This window comes from Corynebacterium tuberculostearicum (assembly GCF_022347385.1).
Lineage (GTDB): Bacteria > Actinomycetota > Actinomycetes > Mycobacteriales > Mycobacteriaceae > Corynebacterium > Corynebacterium tuberculostearicum_M.
This window is the reverse complement of the sequence record NZ_JAKRDT010000011.1, coordinates 17,073-42,627: the sequence shown is the minus strand read 5'-3', so window position 1 is coordinate 42,627 and position 25,555 is coordinate 17,073. Positions and strand designations below refer to the sequence as shown.

The window sequence follows — 25,555 nt, the reverse complement described above, 5'->3', positions numbered from 1 at the left end:
TAACCTGACTTAGGTCATGGGCGGGTGAGTAACGTCACTCTTGACACTGTTACCTGGTGGTTTTGTTTGTGGGGTGGGATTTTTCCGCACTAAGTGGGTAGTTCCGGGGTGTTCAGTAGTCTGATTTTGGTGAGTCCTTATATTCGCACCGTCAAGACCGCCTCAGGAGCGATAGCGGTGCACGTGGTGTTCTCTGAACGCAAAAGTGCGAAAAGAATGAAGCATATCGGCTCAGCGCATTCAGAGTCTGAGCTTGCGCTTTTGCGGGCTGAGGCTCAACGCATCGTCGATGGTGACCAACTCGCAATGGACTTCGGCGAGGTTACACACACCCCACCGGCAACAGGCAGTGTTTCCAACCCGCTGCCGGTAGCCGGTCAGCGGGCTGGATACTTGCTGGACTGTATTGATGCGTGTTTCAACGAGTTAGGCCGTGCAGCAGCAAGCGGAGATGATCCGGTGCTTCGTGTTCTGGTGCGTGCCCGGATCATCCATCCCAGCTCAAAGCTGGATTTCATCGAGACTCTTCCCGGGGTTGGCATCACCAGCGCAAGCTACCGCACCATCCAGAGGCGTCGTTCCTCCTTCGCCACCGAATCGTTCGGGGAGATACAAACCCAAGCGTTGGCCCATCATGCAGGTATTGGGCCAGGCGCATTTATCTTGTACAACGTGACCATCTTGTACTTTGAAGCCGATACTCCTGATGAGCTTCGCAAACCCCTATTTTCCAAAGAACGCCGTGTGGAGCCACAAAGCCTTGTCGGGCTGCTTACTGATGCCACCGGGTTTCCACTGCATGTGGGCGCGTTTGCTGGCAACTCGGCATAAACCCACACGATGCTACCGATGATCACACGGTTCCAAGATGCCTACCAGCTCGACGAGGTTACCGTCGTTGCTGATGCGGGCATGGTGTCAGCGGCGAACAAGCAAGCACTCATCGATGCAGGTCTGTACTACATTTTGTCGGCGAAACCTCCACCGTGCCTGAGGTGATTGAAACCTGGCGGCGGGAAAACCCCGGTGAAGACTACGCCCACGGCCAGATCTGGACACAAGCCTCGGCTGGGACAACGGCGCCCATGATTGGCGGCCAGCCCCCGTTGGCGCGGCGAGCCTGGCTGAGGCCGTAACGGATCTCGCGGCTGCCGGTGCTAGCCTGCTGGGCGGGTGCTGCCGCGTGGGGTCCACTGAGATACGTCAGCTGCGCGCTTCCATCCTTCGCGCAACAAGCGGTTCCTCTGGACAATAGCGAAGGAATACCAGGACAACCCCAATGCACGGGGGATACAATATTGCTATGAAAAAGCCTTCTTTCCTCGCAGCATGCGCTGCGCTCCTCGTCGCATCTCTGTCCGTACCCGCCGCCAACGCCGAGTTGACCCAGACTGAGCGGGACCAATTCCGTACCGACCCCGTTGGCGCGATTGCCTGGCAGGCCATCAAGGGCTCTTCCGAGTATGTGCGTGCCGATGGTGACACCATGATGGCCGCGTCCTTCTTCTCCATGACTTCGCCGGGCGACGACATCGGCCTGCCGGCCTTGCAGAACTGCGCCGAGCGGGTCGGCTCCTCTGCTCCGATGGGTGGCGTGCGCTACGTGGCAGCTGCCCTGTGCGCCACCTTTGACCCGACCTCACGCGGCGAGGTGCAGCGCGCGAACCTCATGTACGCGCCGCTGGGTTAAACCGCGCTTTATCAAGCCGCACGGTGGTTGCGTCATGTTGCGTTGAATCGCGCTGCGTCAGGCACTGCGCAGCGCGTACGATTTGGTGGAATGCTGCAAGGAGGGATGATGCGCAAGCACGTGGTGATCAACGGAGTCTCGAGCTGCGGTAAGTCCACGGTCGAGGAGTTGCTGGCGCAGCGCACCGGCCTGCCTTTTCGGGATGGGGACGATATGCATCCGGCGGCGAACATCTAGAAAATGGCCTCGGGGCAGGCCCTTGACGACGCCGACCCCAAGCCCTGGTTCGAGTCCTTAGGCTGCTTTCTCGCGGACCAGGACGCCGGTGCCATTGTGGGCTGCTCCGCGCTCAAGCGCTCCCACCGCGACATCATCGATACGATCTTTGTGGGCCTGCACGGCTCTTATGAGCTGCTCAAGGAGCGCATGAGTCAGCGCTCTGGGCAACTTCATGTCGGTCGTCCTTCTGGACTCGCAATTCGAGTCACTCGAGGAACTGCAGCCGGGGGAAGCGGGCATCGTGCTGGATGTCAGCGAGGCCCCAGAGGAACTTGCCGCCGCGGCGGCCGAATACTTACGGGGTTAGCTGGCGCTTCCCGACTTAGGTCATGTGTGGGTGAGTAACGTTTCTCTTGACACTGCTACCTGGTGGTATTTGACGGTGGGGTGGGATTGTTCCGCACTAAAATGGCCTAAGCCAGGTGGAATCGGGGCACGCCAGGCGCGGGGGTTGCGTGCCGGTCAGCCGGGCGAGAGCATCTTTTAATCCCATGGGAGCCTAGTCTAGTGAGCTCTCACGGTGATGGTGCGGCAGCGCTCCAGGTCGAAATAGGCACGTTGGCCGGTGGCGGCGACGCGCTCGCGGGCCACGGACTCATCGTGGGTGACGGCCGTGGCGAGGAAGACTAGCGGACCATCGGGCTGGCGCCATGTGCCGAGATACCGCGCGCCGTGTTCTTTGGCTAAGGCCAAGGCCTTGCTCACCGCGGCTGGGGTAGGCTCCGTCACCCGCAACAGCGCTTTCCCGGTGGGGTTATAGGCGAACCCGGTGCGAGGCTGCTGGCCGGTTTCGATATCGAAGGTGCCTTCTTCGTCCGCGAGCAATTGTCGGAAAATGCGCTTCATTGGGCCCAGCGTAGTATGGGGCACCATGATTGACGCCAGCAACACCGCACTCGTTATTGAAGGCGGCGGCATGCGCAATTCCTATACGGCCGCCTGTATGGTCAAACTCATCGAAGAGGGCGTGGACTTTGGCTGGGTAGGCGGCGTCTCCGCCGGGGCATCGCATACCGTTAATTACTTGTCGCGCGATGCCCGCCGCGCCGAAGAGTCTTTTACAGACTTTGCTCAAAGCCCCAGCTTCGGCGGAGTGGGTTCGCTGGTGCGTGGCACCGGGTATTTCAATGCCGAGTACATCTATGAGCGCGCCGCGGACAAGGATTTGCCCTTTGATTGGCAGGCTTACCGTGAGCATCCGGCCGATATGGTGCTTGCTGCAGCGCGCGCCGATACCGGCGAGTCTGTTTACTGGACGCGCGAGGACATCCACACCCCGGAAGATCTCTTCGTGCGCGTGCGCGCTTCTTCCACGCTGCCGCTGATTATGCCGATGCGATCTATCGACGGCGCGCCGTACGTGGACGGTGCTTTGGGCTCTTCCGGTGGCATTACCATTGCGCAAGCAGAAGAGGCCGGCTACGAGAAGTTCCTGTTTATTGGTACAAAGCCGCGCGGGTACGTGCGCCCTGCGGTCGCGCGCCCAGCCTTCGTCCGCCGCGTCTTCCGCAGGTACCCCGCTATTGCCGACGCCCTCGTAGCCCGCCCCGCCCTCTATAACGCGGCCAAAGACCGGCTTTTGGAGTTGGAGCGCCAAGGTAGGGCGCAACTATTTTTCCCGCAGGATATGCAGGTGACCTCTACCGAACGCAACGTGCACAAGCTGCGGGCGAACTATCAGGCGGGGAAAGCCCAGACCTATACGGAGTGGCCACGGTGGAAGGAGTTCCTCCTTGATTAGTTCACTATGAGCGTTTCCTGTGAGATGTGCCGCTGCTGGGGGTGGGTGGCCCCTGACGAAAAGGGCTTAAGCAGTAGCGATGCCATTGGTGGTCGTTAAAGAATGTGCCTTTCACGTGGCACTTTGGAGGAAAATGCCTAAAATATTCCAGCGTGTTAGCAATTTTTGATGGAAATATATGGCTGAGCATCTTTTTCATAGTGTTGCTCGGCACGCTATTTGGCATGATCCCCTTCGGTCCGCTGCGCTTTGGCGCGGCGGGCACGCTGTTTATGGGCTTGGCCTTCGGCTCATTTATTGATCTAGATAAAGACATCTTAAGCTCCCTGCAAGAGCTGGGATTGGGACTCTTTATTTATATGCAGGGCCTGTCCGCCGGTGAGCGCTTCTTCAAGGGCTTTTCTAAGCAGATGAAGCACATGCTCACCGCAGCCATTGCGATTGTGGTGGCCGCGGGCGCAGCCCTCCTCTTTGGCGGCATGCTGGGGCTGGATACCCTGGCCTCCGTTGGTGTATTCGCCGGCGCCACGACCTCGACGCCGTCGCTGGCAGTTGCCCAACAGCAAACCGGTGAAGAGCTACCCGCTGTGGGCTACTCGCTGGGCTATCCCGTGGGTGTGGCGGTGGCCATTTTGGTCGTGGCATTCCTGCTCAAGCAGAATTGGCCCGCCAAGCACGATAAGGACAATTCGGCCTCCAAGATCTTCCGTTCCCGTACCATTCGCGTTACCAAAGACGTGAACTACGATGACTTGGAAGAACAGTTCAAGGATCACTTTGTTATCGCTACCATTCGCCGCGGTAATAAGGTCCGGGTTGCCGGCGATCGCCCCGAATTGCACAAGGGCGATATCCTGCGCGTTATGGTCACCAAGGCTAAGGCCCGTGAACTGACCCAGATGCTGGGCAAGCGTCAGCCGCAAACTCCGTTCGTGGATAAACGCCTGGTCATCGAAAACGTGGCTATTTCTAACCAAGATATCGCCGGCCGCACCGTTGAGGAGCTCAACCTGTTCTCCCGCTATGGCGGTCGCATCGTGCGCGTGCAGCGCGGCGATGAGGAATTCTTGGCCAATAACGAAACCCACTTGGCTTCTGGCGATATGCTGGAGCTCATCGTGAAGTTTGACCGCTTGGGTGACATCAAGGATTACTTCGGTGACTCAATTAAGTCCTACTCCGAGCTGAACTGGGTGGCCTTGGGTGGTGGCCTGTTCCTGGGTTACCTGCTGGGCCAGGTCGTGGTTCCGATGCCGGGTGGCGCTTCCTTCGAGCTGGGCTTTGCGCTTGGCCCGCTGATTACGGGTCTTATCCTGGGCGCGCTGCACCGTACCCGCCGCATTCCGTGGCAGGTTCCGGCCTCCATTAATACTGCCTTCCAGCAGTGGGGCCTCGTCATCTTCTTGGCCTCTGTGGGCCTCTCGTCCGGCGAGGCATTCTTGTCCACCGCCTTCTCCTGGATGGGTCTGAAGTGCATGATCCTCGCCGCCATTGTCACCGTGGTGGTTTCGATCCTATTCGCTGTAGCGAATCGCTTCATGGGTCAGTCCGAGACCCGTACCTCCGGCGGACTCTCTGGCATCTTCGCTCAGCCGGCCGTGGTCAACTACGCCACGGGGTTGAGCTCCGACTCGCGCATCATGACCGGTTATGCGGCCACCATTGTGGTGGCGCAGGTGGTCAAGATTGCCGTTGTCCCTGTGATGTTGATGGTTTAACACGCAACGGAAAAGGCCGCTTCCCGTTCTGAGAAGCGGCCTTTCTCTCTGCCGTGTGAAGCTGTGTGGTTTCTAATCCGCCACGAGGGTTTCCATGGTGAGCTCTGGGTGTTCCTTCTCAATGAAGGCGAGCTTCCACTTATCACCAAAGAGCGCGATGAGCTCGCCATCTTGGCGGGTAAAGATTTCCACGCCGCGCTGACGGCCGAGCTCTGGGGCGGATTCGGCATCGGTGCGGCGAGCCACGGAATAGGGGATAGGCTCGGTGACGGTTTCCACGTTGTATTCGAACTCCATGCGGGCCTGCATGACCTCGAACTGCATGGGACCCACCGCCGCCATGACCGGGGAGGCATCGCCGCGCGCCTCGTTTTTGAGAATCTGGACCACGCCCTCGGCCGCCAGCTGCTCTAGGCCCTTACGGAAGGCCTTGTACTTGCCCAGCGACTTCGCGCGCAGAATGCGGAAGGCTTCCGGCGCGAACTGAGGCATGGGCTTAAATTGCACCTTCTTGCCGGAATAGATGGTGTCACCAGGGGCAAGCGAGCCGGCGTTGACCAAGCCCACGATATCGCCCGGATAGGCGGTGTCCACGGTATCGCGCGTGCGACCAAAGACAGTCAGGGCGTACTTGGTGGAAAAGCTGCGGCCAGATTGGGCGTGGTTGACCTGCATGCCGCGCTCGAATTCACCGGAAACCACGCGCATAAAGGCGAGATTATCGCGGTGCTTTTGGTCCATGCCCGCCTGGACCTTGAAGACGACGCCCGAGAAATCATCGCTTACTTCGCGGACCTCGTCGATAGCACTGGTGGCAGCCTCAACCGCCTTAGGATCAGACTCGCGCGAGTGCGGTGCCGGGGCAATGGCACACAGCGTATCCAGGATTTGGTGCACACCAAAGTTCAGCATCGCAGAGGCAAAAATGAGTGGGGAGGTCACGCACTGCTCAAAAAGCTCCTGATCATGCAGGGCACCATCGGCGGCGAGGAGCTCGGCCTCTTCGACGGCGGTTTCCCATACATCTGCTTCCTTCTCACCGGCGGCATCCGGGTCGAAGTGTTCCTCTGGAGCAATGGTGGAACCGCCAGCGGTGCGGATGAAGTGGATATACTCATCCGCCTCGCCGTCGTCATTGATATGCGCCAGACCGCGGAAATCACCGGCTATGCCCACCGGCCAGTACAGCGGAGTGGGCTGCAGCTGGATTTCGTTGACGATCTCATCGACGAGCTCCAAGGGCTCGCGGCCTACACGGTCCCACTTATTGATCACGGTGACGATGGGCAAGCCGCGGGCCTTGCACACGCGGAAGAGCTTGAGGGTCTGGGGCTCGAGGCCCTTGGCGGCGTCGATAAGCATGACTGCCGCATCCACCGCAGTGAGCACGCGGTAGGTATCTTCCGAAAAGTCCGCGTGGCCTGGGGTATCAACCAGGTTGATCATGTAGGGCTCGCCCTCGTGTCCCTCGGGCGCATACTCGAACTGCAGCGCTGAGGAAGCCACGGAAATACCGCGGTCCTTTTCCATGTCCATCCAGTCAGACACGGTGGACTTGCGGTTGCCTTTGCCGTGGACCGCGCCGGCCTCATTAATAACGTGTGCGTGCAGCGCCAGCGCCTCCGTCAGCGTGGACTTACCAGCATCGGGGTGGGCGATAACGGCAAACGTGCGGCGGCGCGAGGCCTCAGAAACGACAGAACTCATGCGGCATAGTCTAGTGGGTTTGCGCTACCACTCCACATTGAGGCGGCGCCCCAAATCATCAAAGACGCGGCGGGCTACCGATAGCTTCTTCGCAATGGGACGCTGCAGGCCGGGTTTGCGCTTGTCGTTGTAGTATTCGCCGGATTTGAAGTGGATGCCTTCCGTGCCGGTCAGGTAGTAGGCGAGGTTATCGCCGCCGTCTGCAGGCTTGCCAAAGGTTTTGCCGATCAGTCCGGAATACATTTTGGACATCATGCCCGTCGAGGACTTGGAAAAGTCCGTGGCCAGCACGCCCGGGTGGAAAGAGACTGCATTAAGCCCGTGGGCATCGAAATAGCGGGTAAGCAGGATATCCCCCAACTTCGCGTTGCCATAAGCACGCTCGGGGCTAAAGTGCTCCACAGTATCGGGATCGTTCGGGTCAAAGTTGGACATGAGGAAATTGGCCAGCGAAGCGGTCTGGACTACGTTGGCGGAATCTGCGCGCAGCTTCTCGCGCAGCAATGAGGTCAACAGGAAGGGCGCGACCACGTTGACCTGCCAGGTGCGCTCAAATCCATCGGCGGTGGTGGAGGGGCCATCAAAAATGCCGCCGGCATTATTGCCCAGGGCGTGGATATGCTCCAGGCCTTCCAAGTCCTGTGCCAAGCGGCGAACTTGGCCCAAGGACTCGAAGTCCGCCAGGAAGTACTGGCCTTCGACTTCCTCGGCCACCGCGCGGGTCTTTTCCGGATTGCGGCCGACGATAACCAGGTTGTCTTGTGGCCGGGTGCGGTGCAACTGACGAGCAGCCGCGGCCCCCAACCCGCCGGATGCGCCGGTAATCACAATGGTCTTGGCAGTGCTATTTGGCGAAGTCATAGCCCCAATCTTAACTTCGAGGCGGGGGTGGTGCTCGCTAGCAGTTTCCTTGCACCCCAAGCAGGTCTATACTTCCGCTCGTGAAACATCTGTTTTCCATACGGCACTGGGGACCGGCGCGCTTAACCGCAGCCGGCTTTCTTTTGCTCATTTTGCTGGGAACGGTTTTGCTCATGCTGCCGTTCGCCGAGGCCGGCACCGCCCGTGCATCATTTCTGTCTGCCCTTTTTACCGCTACGTCTGCGGTATCGCTCACCGGACTTATCGTGGTGGATACCGGTAGTTTTTGGAGCCCGGCCGGCCAAGTAGTCATCTTGGCACTCATCCAACTGGGTGGCTTGGGCATCATGTCCCTGGCCTCGCTATCCGGCCTGCTTTTTACCGGCCGGATTAGCTTCAAAGCACGCAAGACGGGTGCCTATGAGGGGCGCCCCATTGCTCCTGGCGGAATTCGCAAGACGCTGATTTTTACCTTTGCCTTTACCGCCGTGGCAGAGATCATCATCGCTGTCATCGTGGCTGCGCGGTTGATGATTGGCTATGGTCATTCCTTTCCGCGCGCGGTATGGGAAGGCATCTTTCACGCCATTTCTGCATTCAATAACGCGGGTTTTAGCACCAATAGCGATAACCTGGTGCCCTTTGTTGCAGATGCCTGGATTCTGCTGCCCCTGGCCGCCGCGCTGATTGGTGGCGGCTTGGGATTTCCGGTATGGGCGGAGCTGGTACGCCTCGTGCGCCGCAACCGTTACGTGGTCCACCGCATCTCCATTACCGCGCGCATGACTTTGGTGGCTACGACCATGCTTTTGGTAGCGGGTGCGGTCTTTTTCGCCTGCATGGAATGGACCGGACTGTTGTCGTCCATGTCGCTGGGAGAAAAACTGCTCAACTCTTTCTTTGCCAGTGCATCTCCGCGCACGGCCGGCTTTAATGCCATCGACTACGGGCAGGCTCACCCCATTACCCTGATGGGCACCGATATCTTGATGTTCATCGGTGGTGGCTCGGCCGGTACCGCCGGCGGCATCAAGGTCACCACCGCGTGCGTGCTCCTGGCAGCCATGGCAGCAGAGTTCACCGGGCGCGAAACCACCACCATCGGGCACCGCAGCCTTCCGCGCTCGGTGACCCGCCAGGCCCTGGCCTTGAGCTTTGCCGGAGTCATGGTGGTCACACTCGGCGTGGCGGCCCTGCGCTTTTTCGATCCAGAATTCAGCGGTGATCAAGTCTCCTTCGAAGTTCTTTCTGCTTTCGCTACGGTGGGCTTGTCCACCGGAATTACCGCAAGCCTGTCTGCGCCCTCGCAGATAGTGCTATGCCTCATCATGTACTTGGGCCGCGTTGGCCCAACCACCTTGGTAGCAGCGCTGGCGGCGAAATCCGTCAGCCGGCGCTATAGCTTCCCCGAAGAAAGGCCGTTCCTTGGCTAATATTCTCAAGGCGCTGGGACGCACCCGCGCCGGCATTGACATTCCACCCGTCGTCGTTATTGGACTGGGGCGCTTTGGCTCCTCGCTAGCCCATGAGTTGATGGCCAATGGCGTTGAGGTCCTTGGCATCGATTCCAGCGAAAAGCGCGTGCGCGAAGAGGCACCATACCTTACTGAGACCATTGCGGCAGATACCACTGACCCGGAAGCCCTACGCCAGCTGGGCGTGGAGGAGGTCGAGCGCGTCATCGTCGCTATCGGCTCTCACCTAGAAGATTCCATTCTTACCGCGTCTAACCTGGTGGAGCTGGGGGTGAAAGATATCTGGGCCAAGGCAGATTCGGAGGCGCACGCGCGCATTTTGAGCCAGATAGGCACCCACCACGTCATCCGGCCAGAGCGAGATACGGGTCGCCGCGTCGCCTACCTTTTGGGCGGGCGTTTCCGGGATTTTGCGGAGATTGCCACCGACTATGGCGTGACCCAGATGGCCGTACCCTCTTCTTTGCTCGGCCAGCCCCTCGACCTCGCTGCCATCTGGAGCACCCACCGCGTGCAATTGGTTTCGGTGCGCTGTGCGGAAGGGGAATGGGCCCCGCTTGCCGACGCCACCGAACTTGCCCCCACCGATTTCATCGTCGCCGCCGGCAGTCCCCAGGCCCTAGAGAAATTCTCCCAGTGCTAGCGCGAGTGGTTAACGCGAGTGGATCTGGTTTTGGGCTTTGCTTAGCCCTTCGGTCACGATGAGCCGAGCCGCCTTAGCTGCAGTGGCAATGGCGTCATCAAAGTCCGCGCCGGTATCCACCGGGCCTAATACATAGTCTGGAATCGACGAGCCCTTGGGCGGCCGTGCAATGCCAATTCGTACACGCAAGTAGTCGCGCGTGCCTAAGCGCTCGGTGAGGGACTTTAGCCCGTTGTGCCCGTTTTCATTGCCACCCTGCTTGAGCCGGACCTTATTGGCCGGCAGATCGAGCTCATCGTGGAGGACAATCACATGGTTTGGAGCGATTCCTAATTGCTGCGCTAGCGGTGCCACAGGATCCCCCGACAGGTTCATAAAGGTGCCCGAACGCACGGCAAGTACTTTGTGGCCCTCCCAATTAAGCGAAGCTACCTGCAGATCTAGCCCGCGCACCGGTTCGAGGACATCTCCGCCTGCAGCCAGTAGATCGTCGATGGCCATATAGCCCACATTGTGGCGGGTAGCGGCATACTTCGCGCTGGGGTTGCCCAAGCCCACGATAAGCCAGTCTGCCTCCAGGTCATTCGGATTGAGCCCCGGTTGCGTCTTTTTTCCTGCGCCAAAGATCCGCGCGAAAAAATCTCCTAAATCTGCCACTGCGCTAGCTTCCTCTCTCGGTAGGGTGGGGTGGTATGAGTCAGGTTATTAGCTCCCTTTCCCGTAGCGTAATTCCCGCGCCCATGGCCGGCGGTCCCACCACCCCGGAACTAGTGCACGCAGCCTATGCGGCTGGGTCTTTCGGCACCCTAGGTTTGGGCTCTGCCAGCATCGACTCTGCTCGCACACAGATAGAACAGTGCGCCGGAATTCCGTTCGGGGTGAACCTCTTTTGCCCTCAAGATCCACTTACCGAGCCGTACTTGGCAGCTGCACGCGAGCTGGCTCAAGCAGAAAACCAGCCGCTACCCGAGCCCGACTACTCCTTTGACTATGCAGAAAAGCTGGAGCTAGCCCTGCGCGGCGGCGCCCGGGTGGTGTGGTCCATGTTTGGAACCTTTAACGCTGATCACGTAGAGCAAATTCATGCCGCAGGAGCAGAGGCATGGACCACCGTTACCACCCCTACGGAGGCAATTGCGGCCGCACGTGGCGGCGTCGACGTGCTCTGCGTCCAAGGGCCCGCCGCCGGTGGTCACCGCGGCACGTGGGATATAACCGTGACTCCTGATTCCAGGCAGTTGGAAGAGCTAGTATCCGACGTGCATGCCGCTGTGCCTGAACTTCCCCTTATCGCAGCAGGTGGCATGCGCACCGCGGCTGATGTAGCCAACGCTATGTCCTGGAGTGGAGTTGCCGCCTGCTCTTGCGGGTCCGCCTTTTTGCTCGCCGCAGAGGCCGGCACGAGCGACTATAACCGGCAGCTTCTTCGCCGTGGTGGAAAGACCGTGTCCACACGTGCTTTCTCAGGCCGCTTCGCCCGCGGCTTGGAGACCGAGTACACCCGGAGACACCCTGACTTGCCCCCGGTCTACCCACTTTTGAATCCGGTGCTAAAGAAACGCCGTGCGCAGCACGATGATGCCGTGGCCTACTGCCTCGTAGGTGAAGAGGTAGCCAAAATTAACGGGGGTACTGTGGCCGACATCCTTAACCGACTATGCCAAAACCCACACTAGTAGGCGCTAATATTTATGTTTGTAGATTCAATGCCACCCCCGTGACAGAAAAGGAATGAATTACGTGACCGCGAACGCACATGTTGGCCATGATGATTGGAACGAGCGCCTTGAGCTGGCGCAGCAGATGATTCCACTCATCCACCAGCTGCACCGCAACAATAACGTTGTCACCACCATCTTCGGCCGCCCGCTGGTGGGGCAGACCGATATCGACATCATCAAGTCTCACCGTTACGGTCGCCGCATTGCGCAGCGCCACCTGTCCACGGCGGAGACCTTGCCAATCCTGGTGGAATTGGCAGACATGAACCTAGGCGCCGCTAGCGTGGATCTGGGCCGCTTGGTTCTGGGCTGGGAGGAGTCCAACGAGGAAAACCTCCGCATGTACCTGGAAGGCGAGCTGTGCGAGATCGTCGGTGCTGGCGTGGATCTGGAAACCACCGACGTCGTGCTCTACGGATTCGGCCGTATCGGCCGCCTGCTGGCCCGCCTGCTCGTCGCCCGCGAGGCAGCTTATGGTGGAGTCCGCCTGCGTGGCATCGTCCTGCGCAAGAAGGGCGATGGGGACATCCTCAAGCGTGCCTCCTTGCTGCGTCGCGATTCCGTCCATGGCGCTTTCAACGGCACCATCTCCGTGGATGAGGAAAATGAGGTCATCTGGGCCAATGGCACCAAGATCCAGATGATCTACGCTAACGATCCTTCCGAGATTGACTACACCTCTTATGGCATCAACAACGCCATCTTGGTGGATAACACCGGCGCGTGGCGCGATCGCGAGGGCCTGTCTCAGCACCTCAAGGCCAAGGGCATCTCTCGCGTGCTTTTGACCGCACCGGGCAAGGGCGATATTAAGAACATCGTCTACGGCATCAATAACGAAAAGATCACCGATGAGGATCAGATCCTCTCCGCCGCATCCTGCACCACCAACGGCATCACCCCGGTACTCAAGGTCATCAACGACCGCTACGGCGTAACCCACGGTCACGTGGAAACGGCGCACTCGTTTACCAATGACCAGAACCTCATCGATAACTACCACAAGGGTGATCGCCGTGGCCGCGCCGCGGGCCTGAACATGGTGCTCACCGCTACCGGTGCTGCTAAGGCTGTGTCTAAGGCCCTGCCGGAATTTGAGGGTAAGCTCACCGGCAACGCCATCCGCGTTCCTACCCCGGACGTGTCCATGGCCGTGCTTAACCTTGAGCTGGAAAAGGAAGTAGAGCGCGATGAGGTCAACGACTTCCTCCGCAACGTTTCCCTGCACTCCGACCTGCGCCAGCAGATTTCCTACATTGCCTCTCCAGAGGTCGTTTCCTCTGACTTCATCGGCAATACCCACGCCGGCATCGTCGACGGCGTTGCTACCATCGCCTCCGGCAAGCACCTCGTGCTTTATGTGTGGTACGACAACGAGTATGGCTACTCCAACCAGGTAGTACGCATCGTAGAAGAACTGGCGGGTACCCGCCCGGTTGTTCTGCCGAAGCGCGTATCTCCTGCTGAGCTTTAAGGCTCAGTGGTCTAAAGCCCGCGGTTATCCGCGGGCTTAAGTCGTTTTCCAGGGCTTAGGGCTAAACGTTTGTGATTCAGCGTGTTGGTGGGGTTAGATTTGGTCTTCTTGGATGCTGATTGAATGGTTGGGGCACCCCAGCCGGTGTAGCTGGGGCCCGACCCCGGAAAGTAGACACGTCGGGGGTTAGCTATGCTGCTTGGGGCACTTCATCTTTACTTGCTGACGCTGATGCTCTCGACGGCATTCAGCTTTATGCCCTCTCGGATGCAATCGAGTCGTATCGTGATGCGGTCATCGCCCAGGAGAATGCTGCCTTTACACCCTCGCGGGGCGAAGACTAATGGCCAAAAGTTCTGGTTCGCGTGGGCAGCGGGTGGGCTATATCCGGGTTTCCACAGTGGAGCAGAATAATCAGCGCCAGAAAGAACTACTCAATGCTTCCGGCAGGATTGACCGGTTCTTTGAGGATAAGATTTCCGGCCGCACCAAGACTGCCCGCCCAGGACTGAGGGAGTGTATGGCGTATGTGCGCGACGGTGACGAGCTTGTCGTGTCGTCGATTGACCGCCTCGCCCGCTCGCTGACAGATCTGCGCGGGATTGTTGATGAACTTACCGGCAAAGGTGTGACTGTTACCTTCCTGCATGAGAATCTTATCTTTGCGAAAGGCACCACGGATCCGCGCGCGGATTTAATGCTCGGCATTTTAGGTTCGTTTGCGGAGTTTGAGCGGGCCATTATCCGTGAACGCCAGGCGGAAGGTATTGCGTTGGCGAAAAAGGCCGGCAAGTACAAAGGCCGCAAACCCGCCCTCACACCCGACCAAGTAGCGGAGATTAAGCGACGCACACTGGCGGGGGAGTCAAAGGCAGCATTAGCGCGGGAATTTGGAGTTACCCGTCCTACGGTGTATCGGGCGTTGAAAAACGCCTAGAGCGGTGCAGCCGTATCGGTAAATCTGCGCACCTGTCAGTCCCGCCATACGGCAGAAAATACGCTAAAACACCCTCTTGGCACATGCCCGATATGTAGGGAAGTTATTCCGCACATATTGTTCTCCTGTTATGAAACCCTCGCAATACAGATCGGCCACTCATCCAGTTTGTATTTCATATCACGCATATGAGCATTCCCTTCGTTAATTAGAGAAGGTACTTTTAGGATAAGTGCTTTTCTACAAGTGGGAGACTCTATCGTGCGGAAATACTGGACCAAAAACGCACTAGGCAAGACAATGGCTGCTCTACTTCTAATGGCTAATTTGTCTCAACCAGCTGCCAATGCATCTACCTCTGCCCCTACAGAAGATTTCGGGGTAATCCCAGGAACAGTGGAAAGCTATGACTCTACAGCGGAGGAAATCTTGACAGAAGCTGCCGCTTCGAAGAACCTCGACACTTCTGTCGACTCGGAATTATCTTTCTTTGGAAATAAAGGCCCTTACACTATCGTGTCGCAGTGGACGGATAAAAATGGAAAGCTGGTTTACCTTCGGGAAAAGGCTCGGGCGAAAAACCAGAACAAACACGGTCTATCCATTCGTGCTTCACAAGCTTCAACAAAATATGCGCCAAAAATTAAGCGCTCCGGCGACCGCTATGAATATCGCCTGCCCATGGATCATATTTCCTGCTCAGGTTGGGGACCTTTTAAGAAGTGCCGGAAAGTTGAAACCACAGACATATTAACGGTGGTTGGCTTCAACAAGATAAGGGACGGCAAACCTTACGGAGTTGTAACCACCCACTGCCTTGGCTACCAAGGCCGTTGCCCGCAATGGATTATCAATTCACCGCAGATTAAATAGCAAATGTACAAAACGATGCCTCAATCGTGGGCCACGGAGCTCGCTGGGAAAGACATTTCCGGGAAAGATATGTCCAACTATGACCTGACGGATATCAATCTCGAAGGAAGCATATGCAAAGGATGCTCGTTTCGCGGCTCCATGGTGGCATGGGCTAACTTGAAATCGGCGGATTTCACCGACGCAGATTTTACGAACGCAATTCTTAGCGAGTCAGACCTTCGTGGAGCGACATTAACGCGCGCGAATTTTACGAACGCATATCTGGTACCTGTTACCGCCAGTCCAAGGCAATTCTCTGAATGTACAGGTTGGGATGCAAGTAATGCGATACTTTATAGCCCCTGATTGCGCCTACGCGAATTCCGTTCAAGCCCTACGGTGTATCGGGCGTTGAAAACGCATAGCTACCGCGATGGGGCGGGTGAATATACGCTCCACAGTACATGCCGTATGGCAGGACATATGTGTAGGCATATGGCACAACTACGTTTTAACAGAACGGACACGTATGTGTGAAGTGTTCCAGGTTTTGTTCCGCTTGAGTAGATGGGAAAATCTGGAACATGCCAAGGAAATTTGACCAGGATGCAAAGGACCGTGTGGTCCGTCTTGTAGAGGACCGCATCTTGGCGGAAAACATGTCGATGCAAGCCGCGTGCCAGGAAGTAGCTCCAAAGCTGGGGTCTCGTGGCACACAGCTCGTCAATGGACTTAAGCCTGCCCGGCGTTCGGGAAACATCCCAGAGTCTGTGCCTGAAGATTTGGTCGCCGAAAACGCGAGGCTACGCCGTGAAGATCAAGAGCTACGCGAGAGCAATGAACTTCTGAAGGCTGCCTCAGCTTTTTTCGCGTCGGAACCAGGTCCAAAACGTCGGAAATGATCCGGTTCATCGATGAATACCGGAGTAGTTTTTCTGTCGAGTTCATCTGTAAGACGTTGAAGAATAATCGCGCTGGTGGGTTTATCACCTCGCGTGGGTATCGCCAGTCCAAGGCCCGTGGACTAAGTGCTCGTCGCCTTCGCGATGCTGCGCTGGTCGAACGCATTAGTGCTATTCATCGGGATAATTACGGCGTCTACGGTGTACGGAAAATGTGGCATGCACTCCGCCGTGAAGGAATTGATATCGGTCGTGAACAAACCGCCCGTTTAATGCGCCTGGCCGGTGTTTCTGGCAAAGGCAAAGGCGGATCACCTATCACAACCCGAAAAGCTTAACGTGCCTGATCTGCGCCCGGACTTGGTCGAGCGTGAGTTCAAAGCCCCCGGCCCGAACAAGCTGTGGGTGGCTGACATTTGCGTATGTGCGCACGAAGAAAGGCTTTGTGTATGCCGCGTTTGTCACCGACGTTTATTCTCGACGGATCGTTGGGTGGGCGTTATCAGACTCCATGCGCACCGAAGCGTTGCCGCTGCAAGCTCTCAACCAGGCAATCGTGTGTGCTGAGGAAACAACAGGTCTCATTCACCATTCGGATCACGGGTCGCAGTATGTCAGCGTGGTCTACAACGAGCGACTTACCCAGCATGGCATTGCAGCTTCCACCGGAACTGTTGGTGACTCCTATGACAATGCTCTTGCTGAAAACGTTAACGGCTCCTACAAGAACGAGCTGATCCATACCCGCAGGTGGGATGATGTTGTCGAGGTCGAAATCGCGACGCTCAAATGGGTGTCATGGTGGAACGAGACTAGGCTCCACCAAAGCTTGGGATACCGAACCCCGGTCGAGGTGGAAACCGAATTTTGGAAGCAGAACCCGCCACAAGCAATAATAGAAATCAAGGCAAATGCCTAGGAACAAAACTCGGGGCACTTCATTCATTTATTTATCCTTTCTTGCCCCAAAGGCTAAATCCACCTTTGTGAGGTGTTCTGTGTGCGCCTTTTTCAACTAGCTGCATTCTTCCAGTCTCCTGATGGTGGTGCCAGGTCAACCCGTTAGCAGAGCGATACTCTTGCGAGGCTTAGTTAGCCGGCCGCAGCGCTTTAGTTTTAAGCAGCCGGATCACCATCCACGTACCAGCCGTGGCGAAGATTCCTATCAGCACCGTCGCAAGAATATAGCGGGCAGGAGAATCCGCGTTCATGGGCCATGCGGGGAAGGCGATCAACCACAGCGGGGTTCTAGCGAGGACGTCTCCGCCCAAGGTCACGGAGACGATAGTGCAGACGATGCACAGTGCCAGGCCACTCATGATGCCCAGACGAATCACGATGAGAAGAGAGAATACCGAAATAACATATCCCACCCCAATGGCTAGGGGCAGTTGGACGGCCGTCGCCGAAGCTGAGCTGCCAGAAGCACTAAGTGCGAGCGAAGCGCCCACGCATACTGTGGATACTATCCCGAAAAGCCACCAGAGGAGCGCGCTGGAACAATGGCGGGATTCAATGTGGCTGAGTGGCCATACCGGCGCGAGTAATGGCCACACCACAACCGGTAACACACCCGCTCCTACAGGGAGAAGCAGAAAAATAAAGAAGCCCTGGACATAAGTCGGAGGGTAGAAAAGGGCAAGAAATAGCAGTGCCAAGGCACTTAACGCCAAGCAGGCGATAACCGCTGGGCTGCACGCCGCTCGGTGGAGACCAACCAGCGCGCCTACCAAGCGGGGGCGGGCGGTGGCACGCGGTGCTGTGGCCGGGCGCCACGTGGCAGTGGTGCCGCTGGAGACAGCGGTCGTCTGGCCGCGGCGAGGTAAAGCGAGACGGCGCAGGCGGCGCGGAGTGACGATGGCCGCATAGACGCCCACTGCTGCGAGAAGTAGCGTCAGAGCGAGGGCCGGCAGCGGACTTTCTTGCAGGAGTGGATCGCCTGGATCCAAGGGCACGGAATTTTGATGAATGTGCAGTGAATGAAGCATTAGCCGCATGGGCCAAGCTGGTGGAAAAGCCCACCACGTAAGGCCTTCGACGACCTTGGAGGTCACGCTTGAAACCTGCCAGATAACGCTGAGTATTAGTGTCGCGCCAAGGCCATAGCGCCGCGAGCAGGCAGAAGCAAGACCAGCAATGCCAATAGCACCGAGGGCGGAATACAGCCCGGCGAGTGCCACAAGGTGGTGCTGTTCGCGGCCTTGTGCGAACACTACTGCCCAGGACACCCCAAAGTTGAGGAGATGGAACGCGCCCAGGCTGGCGAGCACTACAACTAAGCGGGCAATGTGTTCGTAACGAGTAGTGAGGCGGCGCCACAAGGTGCCGCCGCCACGGGCAAGAACCTCACGGCGCTCTGTAACCGCGGCAAATACCGCAACGAGCGGCGCGTACATGCCGGTGACAAACATAGATTGCCAGCCGAGAACACCGGTAGCATCCTTAGCCGGGGAAGCGATAGCAGAAAAGACTATGGTCATTAGCGCAAGCGGTAAGGCGAGAAGAGGTAGCCACTGCACAGCGCTGCCACGGCTGCGCAGCAACTCTGCCGAAAGGTAGCGCTTAAACATCAGACTCACCACCCAGGGAGGTGAGGCGGAAGAACTCGGACTCCAATTGGCCGCTGGGGGCAAGCTCCTGCAAGGACCCGGAATAGCGAATGGTGCCCTGAGACAAAATGGTGATGTCGTCGGCCAAATGAAGGACCTCGCCAAGCTGATGAGAGCTGACCACAACAGTGTGGCCGGCTGCTGCCAAGTCTCGCAGCAAAGTACGCAGCTCCACTATGCCCTGTGGATCAAGACCATTTTGAGGTTCATCCAGCAGCAAAATTTCCGGATCCCCTAATAAAGCCTGCGCCAATGCCAAGCGGGCCTTCATACCGGTGGAAAAGGATTTGGCTTTCTTAGAACCGACCTCGGCGAGCCCCGCAATGGCTAAAACACGCTCTACCTCAGACTCCGGCAGACCTAGCAAGCGGGTATGTACGCGCAGGTTGGCAGCGGCGGAAAGATGCCCGTAGAAGGCGGGCCCGTTCACGGATGCCCCCACGTGGTCGAGTACTTCACGTGACCAAGGAGCACCAGCCACGCGTACTATTCCGGAATCTGCCGGCAGCAGGCCAAGGAAGATGGAAAAGAGAGTTGATTTTCCGGCCCCGTTGCGTCCAAGCAAGGCGTGGACTCGGCCAGGGGCAATACGAAAATCCACATCTCGCAGTACCGCGTGGGAGCCAAAGGATTTGCTGACGCGTTCAAAGGAGATCTCAAAACTCATACCGCCTAGTCTCGCGGCAGAGCGCCGCAATAACCTCCGCCTAGGCTATGGACCTTCGAGCGAGGTTCTCCTACCACGGTAGGAGGCTTAGGCGATGCCAGCCTTTTGCGCCAAGAGCACTAGAGCTACGCGGTCGCGTGCAGCCAGTTTGGAAAGCAGAGAGGAAACATGTGTCTTGACAGTCGTATCCGCGATGACCATTTCACGGGCAATTTCCCCGTTGGTGGCCCCGCGGGCGATGAGCGAAAGTACCTCCATCTCGCGCTGGGTAACCAGGCTAAGCCCTTGGCGTTCCTGCGCGCTCAATTCCCCTCGCGTAAGGGCGGTGCGATACGCCTCCAGAACCGGTCCAGTTACCTGAGCAGCCAGTACCGATGCGCCCTTGGCGACGTCCCGGACAGCCCCCGCCAGCACCTCCGGATCGGCATCTTTGAGCAGAAATCCATGTGCGCCAGCGGCGATAGATTGAGCCACCAAATCGTCTTCATTAAACGTGGTGAGCATGATGACGCGGCAGTCAGGGACGCGAGAAAGGATTGCTTGGGCCGCGGCGATACCGTCCATTCCCGGCATTCGGATATCCAGGATGGCTACATCAATGCGGTGGCTCATCGCCGCGGTGACGGCTTCTGAGCCGGTATTGGCGGTGGCCACGACCTCAATATCATCCTGTGCGTTAAGGATGGTAGACAATGCGGCAACAAGCATCGCTTGGTCATCGGCGAGCAGGACACGAATCTTAGACACGGCTTTCCTTCTGCAACGGTAGCTCGGCGCGCAGGGTGAACTTTTTCGCATCACCCGAGCACTCCAGTTTTCCACCCAGCGTGTGAGCACGCTCTTCGATGCCGATTAGGCCAACACCGCTACCGGGGATTTCGCTGGGAGTCGGGGAGGGATTGGTAGAGGTTAGGGTGATCCGGGCGGCGTCGGCAAGCGCGAGCTCTACTTCTACCTGCGTGCCGGGGCCCTGGTGGCGCAGCGCATTGGTCAGGCCTTCAGAAATGATGCGTACCAAGGCCAATTGCGTAAGTGCAGGGGCCTCATAGGTCTCTGGTAAGTCCGCTGCAATCTCTAAGCCCGCCGCGCGGAAGCCATCGATGATTCCCTCGATGTGCTCTAGCTGCGTGGTTGGCTTCAGTGTGGTGGGACCAGTGCTGCGCAGCGCCGTGACGATGCCGCGAACCTCTTCCAACGCAGAATCTGCACCATCGCGAATGCTGGCCAGCGCTTCCTCGGCGGCTTTAGCATCTGATTGCCCGGCAATGATTCCAGCATTGGCCTGAACCTTTATCAAAGTTAGGGAATGGGCCAATACATCATGTAACTCTCGTGCGATGAGCAATCGCTCTTCCTCTTGGGCTTGGTGGAAACGCTTTTGGGCTAGGCGCTCGCGCTGGCGTGCCAAATCGAAGTAGCGTGCGGCGGCGAAGTAGGTGGTGCCCAAAACAGCCCAGTGCACGACTAACATGGCCAAGTAGCGGCGGTCCAGTTGGTAATGCAAAACGAAAGACTCCGGATCTATGCGCCACATGAATGGCGAAATGAAGGAGCCAAGAATCGTTAGAGCCAGTACCGTGCGGGGAATGGCGCGGCGCGTGACATAGCGGGAGGTGGAATACACTGCCATGGGTGCAGTCAGGGCCCAGGGGGTAAGTCCTAGATTGGTGGGCAGCTGGCTCATCCAAGCCGCGGCCCATGCCGCGAGCAACACAATAAAGCCCGTGGCGCTGAGCACGGGACGGCTCCGCCAGATCCACATAAATGGCAGGAATAGCAACGATAGAACTGCCTGAATAATCTCAATTATGCTGGGATTCTTCGCGGCAGAAATGACATAAAATAGCGCAATGAGCACCGCCACCGCGGTGAGGATTTTATCTCCTAAACGCGCTTGCGCGACGGTGTCAGTGCTCATGAATGAAGATAGTAATACAGCCGGTGCTGCTACTTCTTCTTATCCTTCTTCTTGCCCTTCTTGGACGTCTTCTTTGCCGTCTTCTGTTCGGACTTGCGCTCTAGCTTGGCGGCGACGTCTGGTACGTAGCGGAACTCTTCGCGGGCAGGGCGCTCGTAGGCCTCGCCATCAGAGTCAGGGCGCTGCGGAATCTCCGGCATCTCGCGCTCGATCTTCTCGTAGGGAATGGTGCTCAAAAGGTGCGAAATGACGTTAATGCGGGAGCGCTTCTTGTCTTCTGATTCTACGGTGTACCACGGCGCGGTTGGGGTATCGGTGTGGATGAACATCGCATCCTTGGCACGGGAGTAGTCCTCCCAGCGGGTAATGGACTGCAGATCCATAGGGGAGAGCTTCCAACGGCGCAGCGGATCGTTGCGGCGGGATTCAAAGCGCTTAATCTGCTCCTCATCAGATACAGAGAACCAGTACTTGCGCAGCATGATGCCGTCTTCTACCAACATCTGTTCAAAGGTGGGTGCTTGGTGCAGGAAGCGGACGTATTCCTGATCGGTGCAAAAGCCCATGACGCGCTCGACACCGGCGCGGTTGTACCAGGAGCGGTCAAAGATGACGATTTCGCCCTTGGTAGGCAGCTTTTCCACGTAGCGCTGGAAGTACCACTGGCCCTGTTCGCGCGAGTTCGGTGCAGGCAGTGCCTCGATGCGGCAGGTGCGCGGGTTGAGGTACTGGGTGATGCGCTTAATCGCGGAGCCTTTGCCGGCGGCGTCGCGGCCCTCCATGATGATGACTACGCGGGCGCCGGTTTCAACGACCCACTGCTGCATGTCCACGAGCTCTGCTTGGAGGCGCTCGAGCTCCTTCTCGTAGGCCTTCTTGTTGAGTTTCTTAGGGGCTTTACTGCTTTTTGTGCTCATTAATCCAGCTTAACCGGCGCAAGCGGCTGGGATGAAAACGGGACCGCCCACTTTGGAGTGAGAACCTGGGCACAGCTTAGGAACAAGTACAGCCGGGGCCGCAGCCGGGCTCTCCATAGCGGGTGGTATTAGAAATATGCCCCAAGCCTTCGATGGCGATGGTGACGTTTTGGCCATCCTCGATAAATTGCTGCGGGGTGCGGGCAAAACCCACGCCTTCTGGCGTGCCGGTAACGATGACGTCGCCCGGATTGAGTGGATAGAGCTGCGAGCAGAACTCAATGAGCTCAGCTACGGAAAAGATGAGGTCATCGGTATTATCGTGCTGCCTCTCTTCACCGTCTACGGTAGTGGTGAGCACAGCTCCGGACCCCGGTGACCACTCATCCGCGGTGGTAAGCCAAGGGCCGAAGCCGGCGGTGCGATAAAAGGATTTACCGGCATGGAACTGGCTAGTCTGGCGTTGGAAGTCACGCAGCGTGTAGTCATTCATGATGGCGTAGCCAGCCACATAATCTAGTGCCTCGTCGCGGCTGACACGGTGGGCACGCTCGCCGATGATGACCGCCAATTCTCCCTCATAATCCAGCTTCTGTGTGCCATATTCGGGAATGAAGACATCATCATAGGGGCCGGTGAGGGCGTCGGCGAACTTGATGAACAAGGTGGGATGTTCGGGGAATTCGCGTCCCATCTCGCGAATATGCTTGGCGTAATTGAGCCCCACGCAGATGACCTTGCCGGGAGTTGGTACGACGGCTTCCAAATCAGCGTGGTCAAAGACCACGGGCTCGCCGGAAAGCTGGGCGGCCTTGCGCCAATCTTCGCTGCGCAGCAGCTGGCCCACGTCCTCATAATCCAACTCAACACCCACGTTATCGCCGTCGATGCGGATAGCGGAAGTTCCAAAGCCAGTGCGTAGGGTAGCCAATTTCATGGCGACTATCCTACGCGCAAGATTTCCTCGACCGCGTCGGCACAAAGGATGGGGATTTCTGCCTTTTCCTGCTTTGCCCAGGGCTTAAGCACAAACGACGCCGGGTCCATGCGCCCCGGTGGGCGACCGATTCCTATCGAAAGGCGTTGATAGTCTTTGGTGCCCAGGGACTTTGTGGTTGAACGCAACCCATTGTGGCCATGGTCGCCGCCGCCTTTGCGCAGCTTAACGGTGCCGAAATCGAGCTCTAGCTCATCGTGAACAACGATGATGTCGGTAGGGGAAAGGTGAAAATATTGGCTAAGGGCTTTGATTGGCCCGCCGGAGAGGTTCATGAAAGACCGTGGCTTAGCACAAATAATCTTGCGGCCGCCTGCCATGCCCTCGGCAACCTCGGTATTGGTCTTCTTGTGGACCGAAAAACTGCTCATGATCTCTCCTGCGAGTTCATCTGCCACATCGAAGCCGATATTGTGCCGGGTGCCTGCGTACTTGGGGCCAGGGTTGCCAAGGCCTACTACGAGAAGTGGAGTCACGCGCTCAATTGTCTCATAGGCAGAGAGAAAAACGGCAAGGCCGCCGCGAGAAGCGAATCTCACGGCGGCCTAGGTGTGTGAAGGGGAGGGGACTACTCGGAGTCGGAGGACTCTTCGCCCTCGTCGACGGACTCGGCGCCAGCGTCAGCGCCGCCTTCCTCAGCAGCCTCGGCTGCTTCCTCGAGTTCCTCATCAACCTCAGGCAGGGAGATGGAGACGATAACGGTGTCTTCCTCTGCCACCAGGGTGGTGTCTTCCGGCATAGTGACGTCGGCAGCGGTGATAACTGCGCCGTCCTCGAGGCCCTCGATGGAAACCTCGATCTCCTCCGGAATGTTCAGTACGTCTGCCTCAACCAGCAGTACGTCGGCATCCTGGATGTGCATGGTGCCTGCAGCCGGCTCGCCGGTCAGGGTAACCGGAACCTCAACCTCAACCTTCTCGCCGCGCTTAATAGCCAGCAGGTCAACGTGGTCGATGTCGAAGGTCAGGACGTTCTGGTCAACGTGCTTAACCATGGTCAGGTACTGCTCGCCGTCGATCTCCAGCTCCAGAACGGCGTTGACGCCGTTGTTGCGGACGAGGGACTGGATGTCCAGCAGCGGAACTGCGAAGTGGACCGGCTCCTGGTGGGAACCGTAGATGACGCCTGGAACCTTCCACTCGCGGCGCAGGCGGCGTGCGACACCCTTGCCAAATTCGGTACGTGCTTCAGCCTTAATTACTGGGCGCTGTGCCATGCTTCATTCTCCTTAGTTAAAGTAGTGCGGCGCGGCCAACGCGATAAAAACGACGAAAGCCTGCCGATGGACGTCTTGGACGAGTCATCGCAGGCGTATATAAAAAGCAACATGCTCTAACTTCAATCGCGTCGATAACGGCTTCCTCATCCTGAGGTCGCCCTCGCCGAGACTGAGTTAGATTAGCACGCGCACCAGAAGCAAATCAAAAGCCGCCGAGGGAAATCTCGGCGGCTCTGCGCTTAGGCGCGATCGAAAAGGGTGGTCACGGAACCATTCTCAAAGATCTCGTGGATGGTCTGTGCCAAAAGCGGTGCAATGGACAGCACCGTGAGGTTGGACCAGCCCTCGGTGGACTGCGGGAGGGTATCGGTGGTGATAACTTCCTCCGCGCCGCACTCGGACAGGCGCTCGCGGGCTGGATCGGAGAAGACGCCGTGGGTGCAGGCGATGATGACCTTCTTCGCACCGGCTTCCTTCAGGACGCGCACGGCGCCGGCGATGGTGCCACCGGTGTCAATCATGTCGTCGAGAAGCACGCAGTCCTTGCCCTCTACATCGCCGACCACGCGGTTGGACACCGTCTTATTGGCCTCGGTGTTGGAGCGGGTCTTGTGCACGAAGGCCAGCGGGGCATCGCCCAAGTCGTGGGCCCACTTTTCTGCCACCTTCACGCGGCCAGCATCCGGGGAGACCACGGTGATGTTATCGGTGGCGTACTTGGACTTGATGTAATCGGTCAGGATGGGCTGAGCGTGCATGTGATCGACCGGGCCATCGAAGAAGCCCTGGATCTGATCGGTGTGCAGGTCCACGGACACGATGCGGTCTGCGCCGGCAGCCTGCAAGAGGTCTGCCACCAGGCGGGCGGAAATAGGCTCGCGGCCCAGGTGCTTCTTATCCTGGCGTGCATATGGGTAGAAGGGAAGGATGGCGGTGATGCGCTTAGCGGAGCCGCGCTTCAAAGCATCGATCATGATGAGCTGCTCTACCAGCCACTTATTGAGTGGCTGGGTATGAGACTGCATTACGAAGCAGTCGGCGCCACGCACGGACTCCTCAAAGCGGATGAAGATTTCGCCGTTAGCGAAGTCGCGGGCGGTGGTAGGAACCAGATCGGTCTTGAGCTCCTTAGCCACAGCCTCTGCCAACTCTGGGTGTGCACGCCCAGAGAAGAGCTTCATGTTCTTGCTGCTACCAGTTACCTTGCCAGTCATGGGAGAATGTG

General features: G+C 58.0%; 24 protein-coding genes and 4 pseudogenes. 14 read left to right on the top strand and 14 right to left on the bottom strand.

Annotated elements, in window-relative coordinates; all coding sequences use genetic code 11:
- Window positions 1–129: 129 nt before the first annotated feature.
- The 4 genes and pseudogenes from MHK00_RS07695 to MHK00_RS07675 all read left to right on the top strand — a co-directional run.
- A pseudogene (locus tag MHK00_RS07695) lies at window positions 130–1,070 on the top strand (IS1634 family transposase); the annotation flags it as partial.
- Window positions 1,052–1,255 (top strand): homocysteine S-methyltransferase family protein, encoded by a 204-nt coding sequence (locus tag MHK00_RS07685; RefSeq protein ID WP_156794317.1) that lies wholly within the window; start codon window positions 1,052–1,054, stop codon window positions 1,253–1,255. The pseudogene MHK00_RS07695 and the gene MHK00_RS07685, both read left to right, overlap by 19 nt.
- Window positions 1,256–1,303: 48 nt before the next feature.
- Window positions 1,304–1,690 carry a hypothetical protein gene (locus MHK00_RS07680; protein ID WP_040425131.1) on the top strand — a complete coding sequence of 129 codons (387 nt, stop codon included), beginning with the start codon at window positions 1,304–1,306 and terminating at the stop codon, window positions 1,688–1,690.
- A gap of 108 nt (window positions 1,691–1,798) precedes the next feature.
- A pseudogene (locus MHK00_RS07675) lies at window positions 1,799–2,276 on the top strand (gluconokinase).
- A 197-nt stretch (window positions 2,277–2,473) separates the two neighbouring features.
- On the opposite strand, the gene MHK00_RS07670 reads toward MHK00_RS07675, so the two are convergent.
- A complete protein-coding gene (locus tag MHK00_RS07670; RefSeq protein ID WP_150851700.1) occupies window positions 2,474–2,815 on the bottom strand; it encodes a hypothetical protein in 342 nt (113 codons plus the stop codon).
- 25 nt (window positions 2,816–2,840) lie between these two features.
- On the opposite strand from MHK00_RS07670, the gene MHK00_RS07665 reads away from it, so the two are divergent.
- Together MHK00_RS07665 and MHK00_RS07660 are read left to right on the top strand one after the other, a co-directional pair.
- Window positions 2,841–3,710 carry a patatin-like phospholipase family protein gene (locus tag MHK00_RS07665; RefSeq protein ID WP_005323708.1) on the top strand — a complete coding sequence of 290 codons (870 nt, stop codon included), beginning with the start codon at window positions 2,841–2,843 and terminating at the stop codon, window positions 3,708–3,710.
- A 152-nt stretch (window positions 3,711–3,862) separates the two neighbouring features.
- Complete coding sequence (locus MHK00_RS07660) at window positions 3,863–5,428, top strand: aspartate-alanine antiporter-like transporter (protein WP_005323707.1); 1,566 nt, start codon at window positions 3,863–3,865, stop codon at window positions 5,426–5,428.
- A 72-nt stretch (window positions 5,429–5,500) separates the two neighbouring features.
- On the opposite strand, the gene MHK00_RS07655 is transcribed toward MHK00_RS07660, so the two are convergent.
- Window positions 5,501–7,135, bottom strand: a complete 1,635-nt coding sequence (locus MHK00_RS07655) for a peptide chain release factor 3 (protein WP_250411082.1) — start codon at window positions 7,133–7,135, stop codon at window positions 5,501–5,503.
- Window positions 7,136–7,159: 24 nt separating this feature from the next.
- Entirely contained in the window at window positions 7,160–7,996 is an 837-nt protein-coding gene (locus MHK00_RS07650; RefSeq protein ID WP_250411081.1) for an SDR family NAD(P)-dependent oxidoreductase, read from the bottom strand.
- Window positions 7,997–8,076: 80 nt separating this feature from the next.
- Between MHK00_RS07650 and MHK00_RS07645 the strand changes: the two genes are divergently transcribed.
- Window positions 8,077–9,429, top strand: a complete 1,353-nt coding sequence (locus tag MHK00_RS07645) for a TrkH family potassium uptake protein (protein ID WP_250411079.1) — start codon at window positions 8,077–8,079, stop codon at window positions 9,427–9,429.
- Window positions 9,422–10,114 carry a potassium channel family protein gene (locus tag MHK00_RS07640; RefSeq protein ID WP_005323703.1) on the top strand — a complete coding sequence of 231 codons (693 nt, stop codon included), beginning with the start codon at window positions 9,422–9,424 and terminating at the stop codon, window positions 10,112–10,114. The genes MHK00_RS07645 and MHK00_RS07640 overlap by 8 nt, the downstream gene beginning before the upstream one ends.
- 9 nt (window positions 10,115–10,123) lie before the next feature.
- Here MHK00_RS07640 and pth (MHK00_RS07635) read toward each other — a convergent pair whose 3' ends face one another.
- Complete coding sequence (gene pth / locus MHK00_RS07635) at window positions 10,124–10,771, bottom strand: aminoacyl-tRNA hydrolase (protein WP_200435978.1); 648 nt, start codon at window positions 10,769–10,771, stop codon at window positions 10,124–10,126.
- A 35-nt stretch (window positions 10,772–10,806) separates the two neighbouring features.
- Between pth (MHK00_RS07635) and MHK00_RS07630 the strand changes: the two genes are divergently transcribed.
- The 6 genes and pseudogenes from MHK00_RS07630 to MHK00_RS07610 all read left to right on the top strand — a co-directional run bounded on the left by MHK00_RS07630 (window position 10,807) and on the right by MHK00_RS07610 (window position 16,922).
- Complete coding sequence (locus MHK00_RS07630) at window positions 10,807–11,790, top strand: nitronate monooxygenase (protein WP_234447410.1); 984 nt, start codon at window positions 10,807–10,809, stop codon at window positions 11,788–11,790.
- A gap of 64 nt (window positions 11,791–11,854) precedes the next feature.
- The gene (locus MHK00_RS07625; RefSeq protein ID WP_394371996.1) at window positions 11,855–13,309 is read left to right on the top strand and encodes a glyceraldehyde-3-phosphate dehydrogenase; all 1,455 of its coding nucleotides are present in this window, start codon (window positions 11,855–11,857) and stop codon (window positions 13,307–13,309) included.
- A gap of 343 nt (window positions 13,310–13,652) precedes the next feature.
- Window positions 13,653–14,246 (top strand): recombinase family protein, encoded by a 594-nt coding sequence (locus tag MHK00_RS07620; RefSeq protein ID WP_200435976.1) that lies wholly within the window; start codon window positions 13,653–13,655, stop codon window positions 14,244–14,246.
- A gap of 318 nt (window positions 14,247–14,564) precedes the next feature.
- Window positions 14,565–15,119: a hypothetical protein gene (locus MHK00_RS07615; RefSeq protein WP_239274536.1), complete on the top strand. Its 555-nt coding sequence runs from the start codon at window positions 14,565–14,567 to the stop codon at window positions 15,117–15,119.
- A 3-nt stretch (window positions 15,120–15,122) separates the two neighbouring features.
- On the top strand, window positions 15,123–15,467 hold the full coding sequence (locus MHK00_RS11970) for a pentapeptide repeat-containing protein (protein WP_366512268.1): 345 nt from the start codon (window positions 15,123–15,125) through the stop codon (window positions 15,465–15,467).
- Between the two features lie 218 nt (window positions 15,468–15,685).
- Window positions 15,686–16,922 (top strand): annotated as a pseudogene (locus tag MHK00_RS07610) (IS3 family transposase).
- A gap of 31 nt (window positions 16,923–16,953) precedes the next feature.
- Here MHK00_RS07610 and MHK00_RS11965 read toward each other — a convergent pair.
- From MHK00_RS11965 to MHK00_RS07565, 10 genes and pseudogenes are all read right to left on the bottom strand, one after another.
- Window positions 16,954–17,073: pseudogene (locus tag MHK00_RS11965) on the bottom strand (HNH endonuclease); the annotation flags it as partial.
- A gap of 18 nt (window positions 17,074–17,091) precedes the next feature.
- Window positions 17,092–18,483: an ABC-2 family transporter permease gene (locus MHK00_RS07605; RefSeq protein ID WP_234447488.1), complete on the bottom strand. Its 1,392-nt coding sequence runs from the start codon at window positions 18,481–18,483 to the stop codon at window positions 17,092–17,094.
- 82 nt (window positions 18,484–18,565) lie between these two features.
- Window positions 18,566–19,279 carry an ATP-binding cassette domain-containing protein gene (locus tag MHK00_RS07600; RefSeq protein ID WP_200436277.1) on the bottom strand — a complete coding sequence of 238 codons (714 nt, stop codon included), beginning with the start codon at window positions 19,277–19,279 and terminating at the stop codon, window positions 18,566–18,568.
- Window positions 19,280–19,366: 87 nt separating this feature from the next.
- Entirely contained in the window at window positions 19,367–20,026 is a 660-nt protein-coding gene (locus MHK00_RS07595; protein WP_250411077.1) for a response regulator, read from the bottom strand.
- On the bottom strand, window positions 20,019–21,197 hold the full coding sequence (locus MHK00_RS07590) for a sensor histidine kinase (RefSeq protein WP_250411075.1): 1,179 nt from the start codon (window positions 21,195–21,197) through the stop codon (window positions 20,019–20,021). The genes MHK00_RS07595 and MHK00_RS07590 overlap by 8 nt, the downstream gene beginning before the upstream one ends.
- A gap of 29 nt (window positions 21,198–21,226) precedes the next feature.
- Window positions 21,227–22,114 (bottom strand): polyphosphate kinase 2, encoded by an 888-nt coding sequence (gene ppk2, locus MHK00_RS07585; protein ID WP_005323659.1) that lies wholly within the window; start codon window positions 22,112–22,114, stop codon window positions 21,227–21,229.
- 76 nt (window positions 22,115–22,190) lie between these two features.
- Entirely contained in the window at window positions 22,191–23,051 is an 861-nt protein-coding gene (locus MHK00_RS07580) for a fumarylacetoacetate hydrolase family protein (RefSeq protein ID WP_250411073.1), read from the bottom strand.
- Between the two features lie 5 nt (window positions 23,052–23,056).
- A complete protein-coding gene (pth, locus tag MHK00_RS07575) occupies window positions 23,057–23,587 on the bottom strand; it encodes an aminoacyl-tRNA hydrolase (protein ID WP_040425128.1) in 531 nt (176 codons plus the stop codon).
- A gap of 92 nt (window positions 23,588–23,679) precedes the next feature.
- On the bottom strand, window positions 23,680–24,327 hold the full coding sequence (locus tag MHK00_RS07570) for a 50S ribosomal protein L25/general stress protein Ctc (RefSeq protein WP_005323656.1): 648 nt from the start codon (window positions 24,325–24,327) through the stop codon (window positions 23,680–23,682).
- 242 nt (window positions 24,328–24,569) lie between these two features.
- On the bottom strand, window positions 24,570–25,544 hold the full coding sequence (locus tag MHK00_RS07565) for a ribose-phosphate diphosphokinase (RefSeq protein ID WP_250411071.1): 975 nt from the start codon (window positions 25,542–25,544) through the stop codon (window positions 24,570–24,572).
- Window positions 25,545–25,555: the final 11 nt, after the last annotated feature.

What these genes read in the sequence shown, in the direction of transcription:
- MHK00_RS07570 (WP_005323656.1), bottom strand. Translation starts at nt 24,327, where the DNA reads ATGGCACAGCGCCCAGTAATTAAGGCTGAAGCACGTACCGAATTTGGC.
- MHK00_RS07650 (WP_250411081.1), bottom strand. Translation starts at nt 7,996, where the DNA reads ATGACTTCGCCAAATAGCACTGCCAAGACCATTGTGATTACCGGCGCA.
- MHK00_RS07670 (WP_150851700.1), bottom strand. Translation starts at nt 2,815, where the DNA reads ATGAAGCGCATTTTCCGACAATTGCTCGCGGACGAAGAAGGCACCTTC.
- ppk2 (WP_005323659.1), bottom strand. Translation starts at nt 22,114, where the DNA reads ATGAGCACAAAAAGCAGTAAAGCCCCTAAGAAACTCAACAAGAAGGCC.
- MHK00_RS07630 (WP_234447410.1), top strand. Translation starts at nt 10,807, where the DNA reads ATGAGTCAGGTTATTAGCTCCCTTTCCCGTAGCGTAATTCCCGCGCCC.
- MHK00_RS07615 (WP_239274536.1), top strand. Translation starts at nt 14,565, where the DNA reads ATGGCTAATTTGTCTCAACCAGCTGCCAATGCATCTACCTCTGCCCCT.
- MHK00_RS07600 (WP_200436277.1), bottom strand. Translation starts at nt 19,279, where the DNA reads ATGAGTTTTGAGATCTCCTTTGAACGCGTCAGCAAATCCTTTGGCTCC.
- MHK00_RS07620 (WP_200435976.1), top strand. Translation starts at nt 13,653, where the DNA reads ATGGCCAAAAGTTCTGGTTCGCGTGGGCAGCGGGTGGGCTATATCCGG.
- MHK00_RS07655 (WP_250411082.1), bottom strand. Translation starts at nt 7,135, where the DNA reads ATGAGTTCTGTCGTTTCTGAGGCCTCGCGCCGCCGCACGTTTGCCGTT.
- MHK00_RS07590 (WP_250411075.1), bottom strand. Translation starts at nt 21,197, where the DNA reads ATGAGCACTGACACCGTCGCGCAAGCGCGTTTAGGAGATAAAATCCTC.
- MHK00_RS07680 (WP_040425131.1), top strand. Translation starts at nt 1,304, where the DNA reads ATGAAAAAGCCTTCTTTCCTCGCAGCATGCGCTGCGCTCCTCGTCGCA.
- MHK00_RS07580 (WP_250411073.1), bottom strand. Translation starts at nt 23,051, where the DNA reads ATGAAATTGGCTACCCTACGCACTGGCTTTGGAACTTCCGCTATCCGC.
- MHK00_RS07665 (WP_005323708.1), top strand. Translation starts at nt 2,841, where the DNA reads ATGATTGACGCCAGCAACACCGCACTCGTTATTGAAGGCGGCGGCATG.
- MHK00_RS07605 (WP_234447488.1), bottom strand. Translation starts at nt 18,483, where the DNA reads ATGACCATAGTCTTTTCTGCTATCGCTTCCCCGGCTAAGGATGCTACC.
- MHK00_RS11970 (WP_366512268.1), top strand. Translation starts at nt 15,123, where the DNA reads ATGTACAAAACGATGCCTCAATCGTGGGCCACGGAGCTCGCTGGGAAA.
- MHK00_RS07565 (WP_250411071.1), bottom strand. Translation starts at nt 25,544, where the DNA reads ATGACTGGCAAGGTAACTGGTAGCAGCAAGAACATGAAGCTCTTCTCT.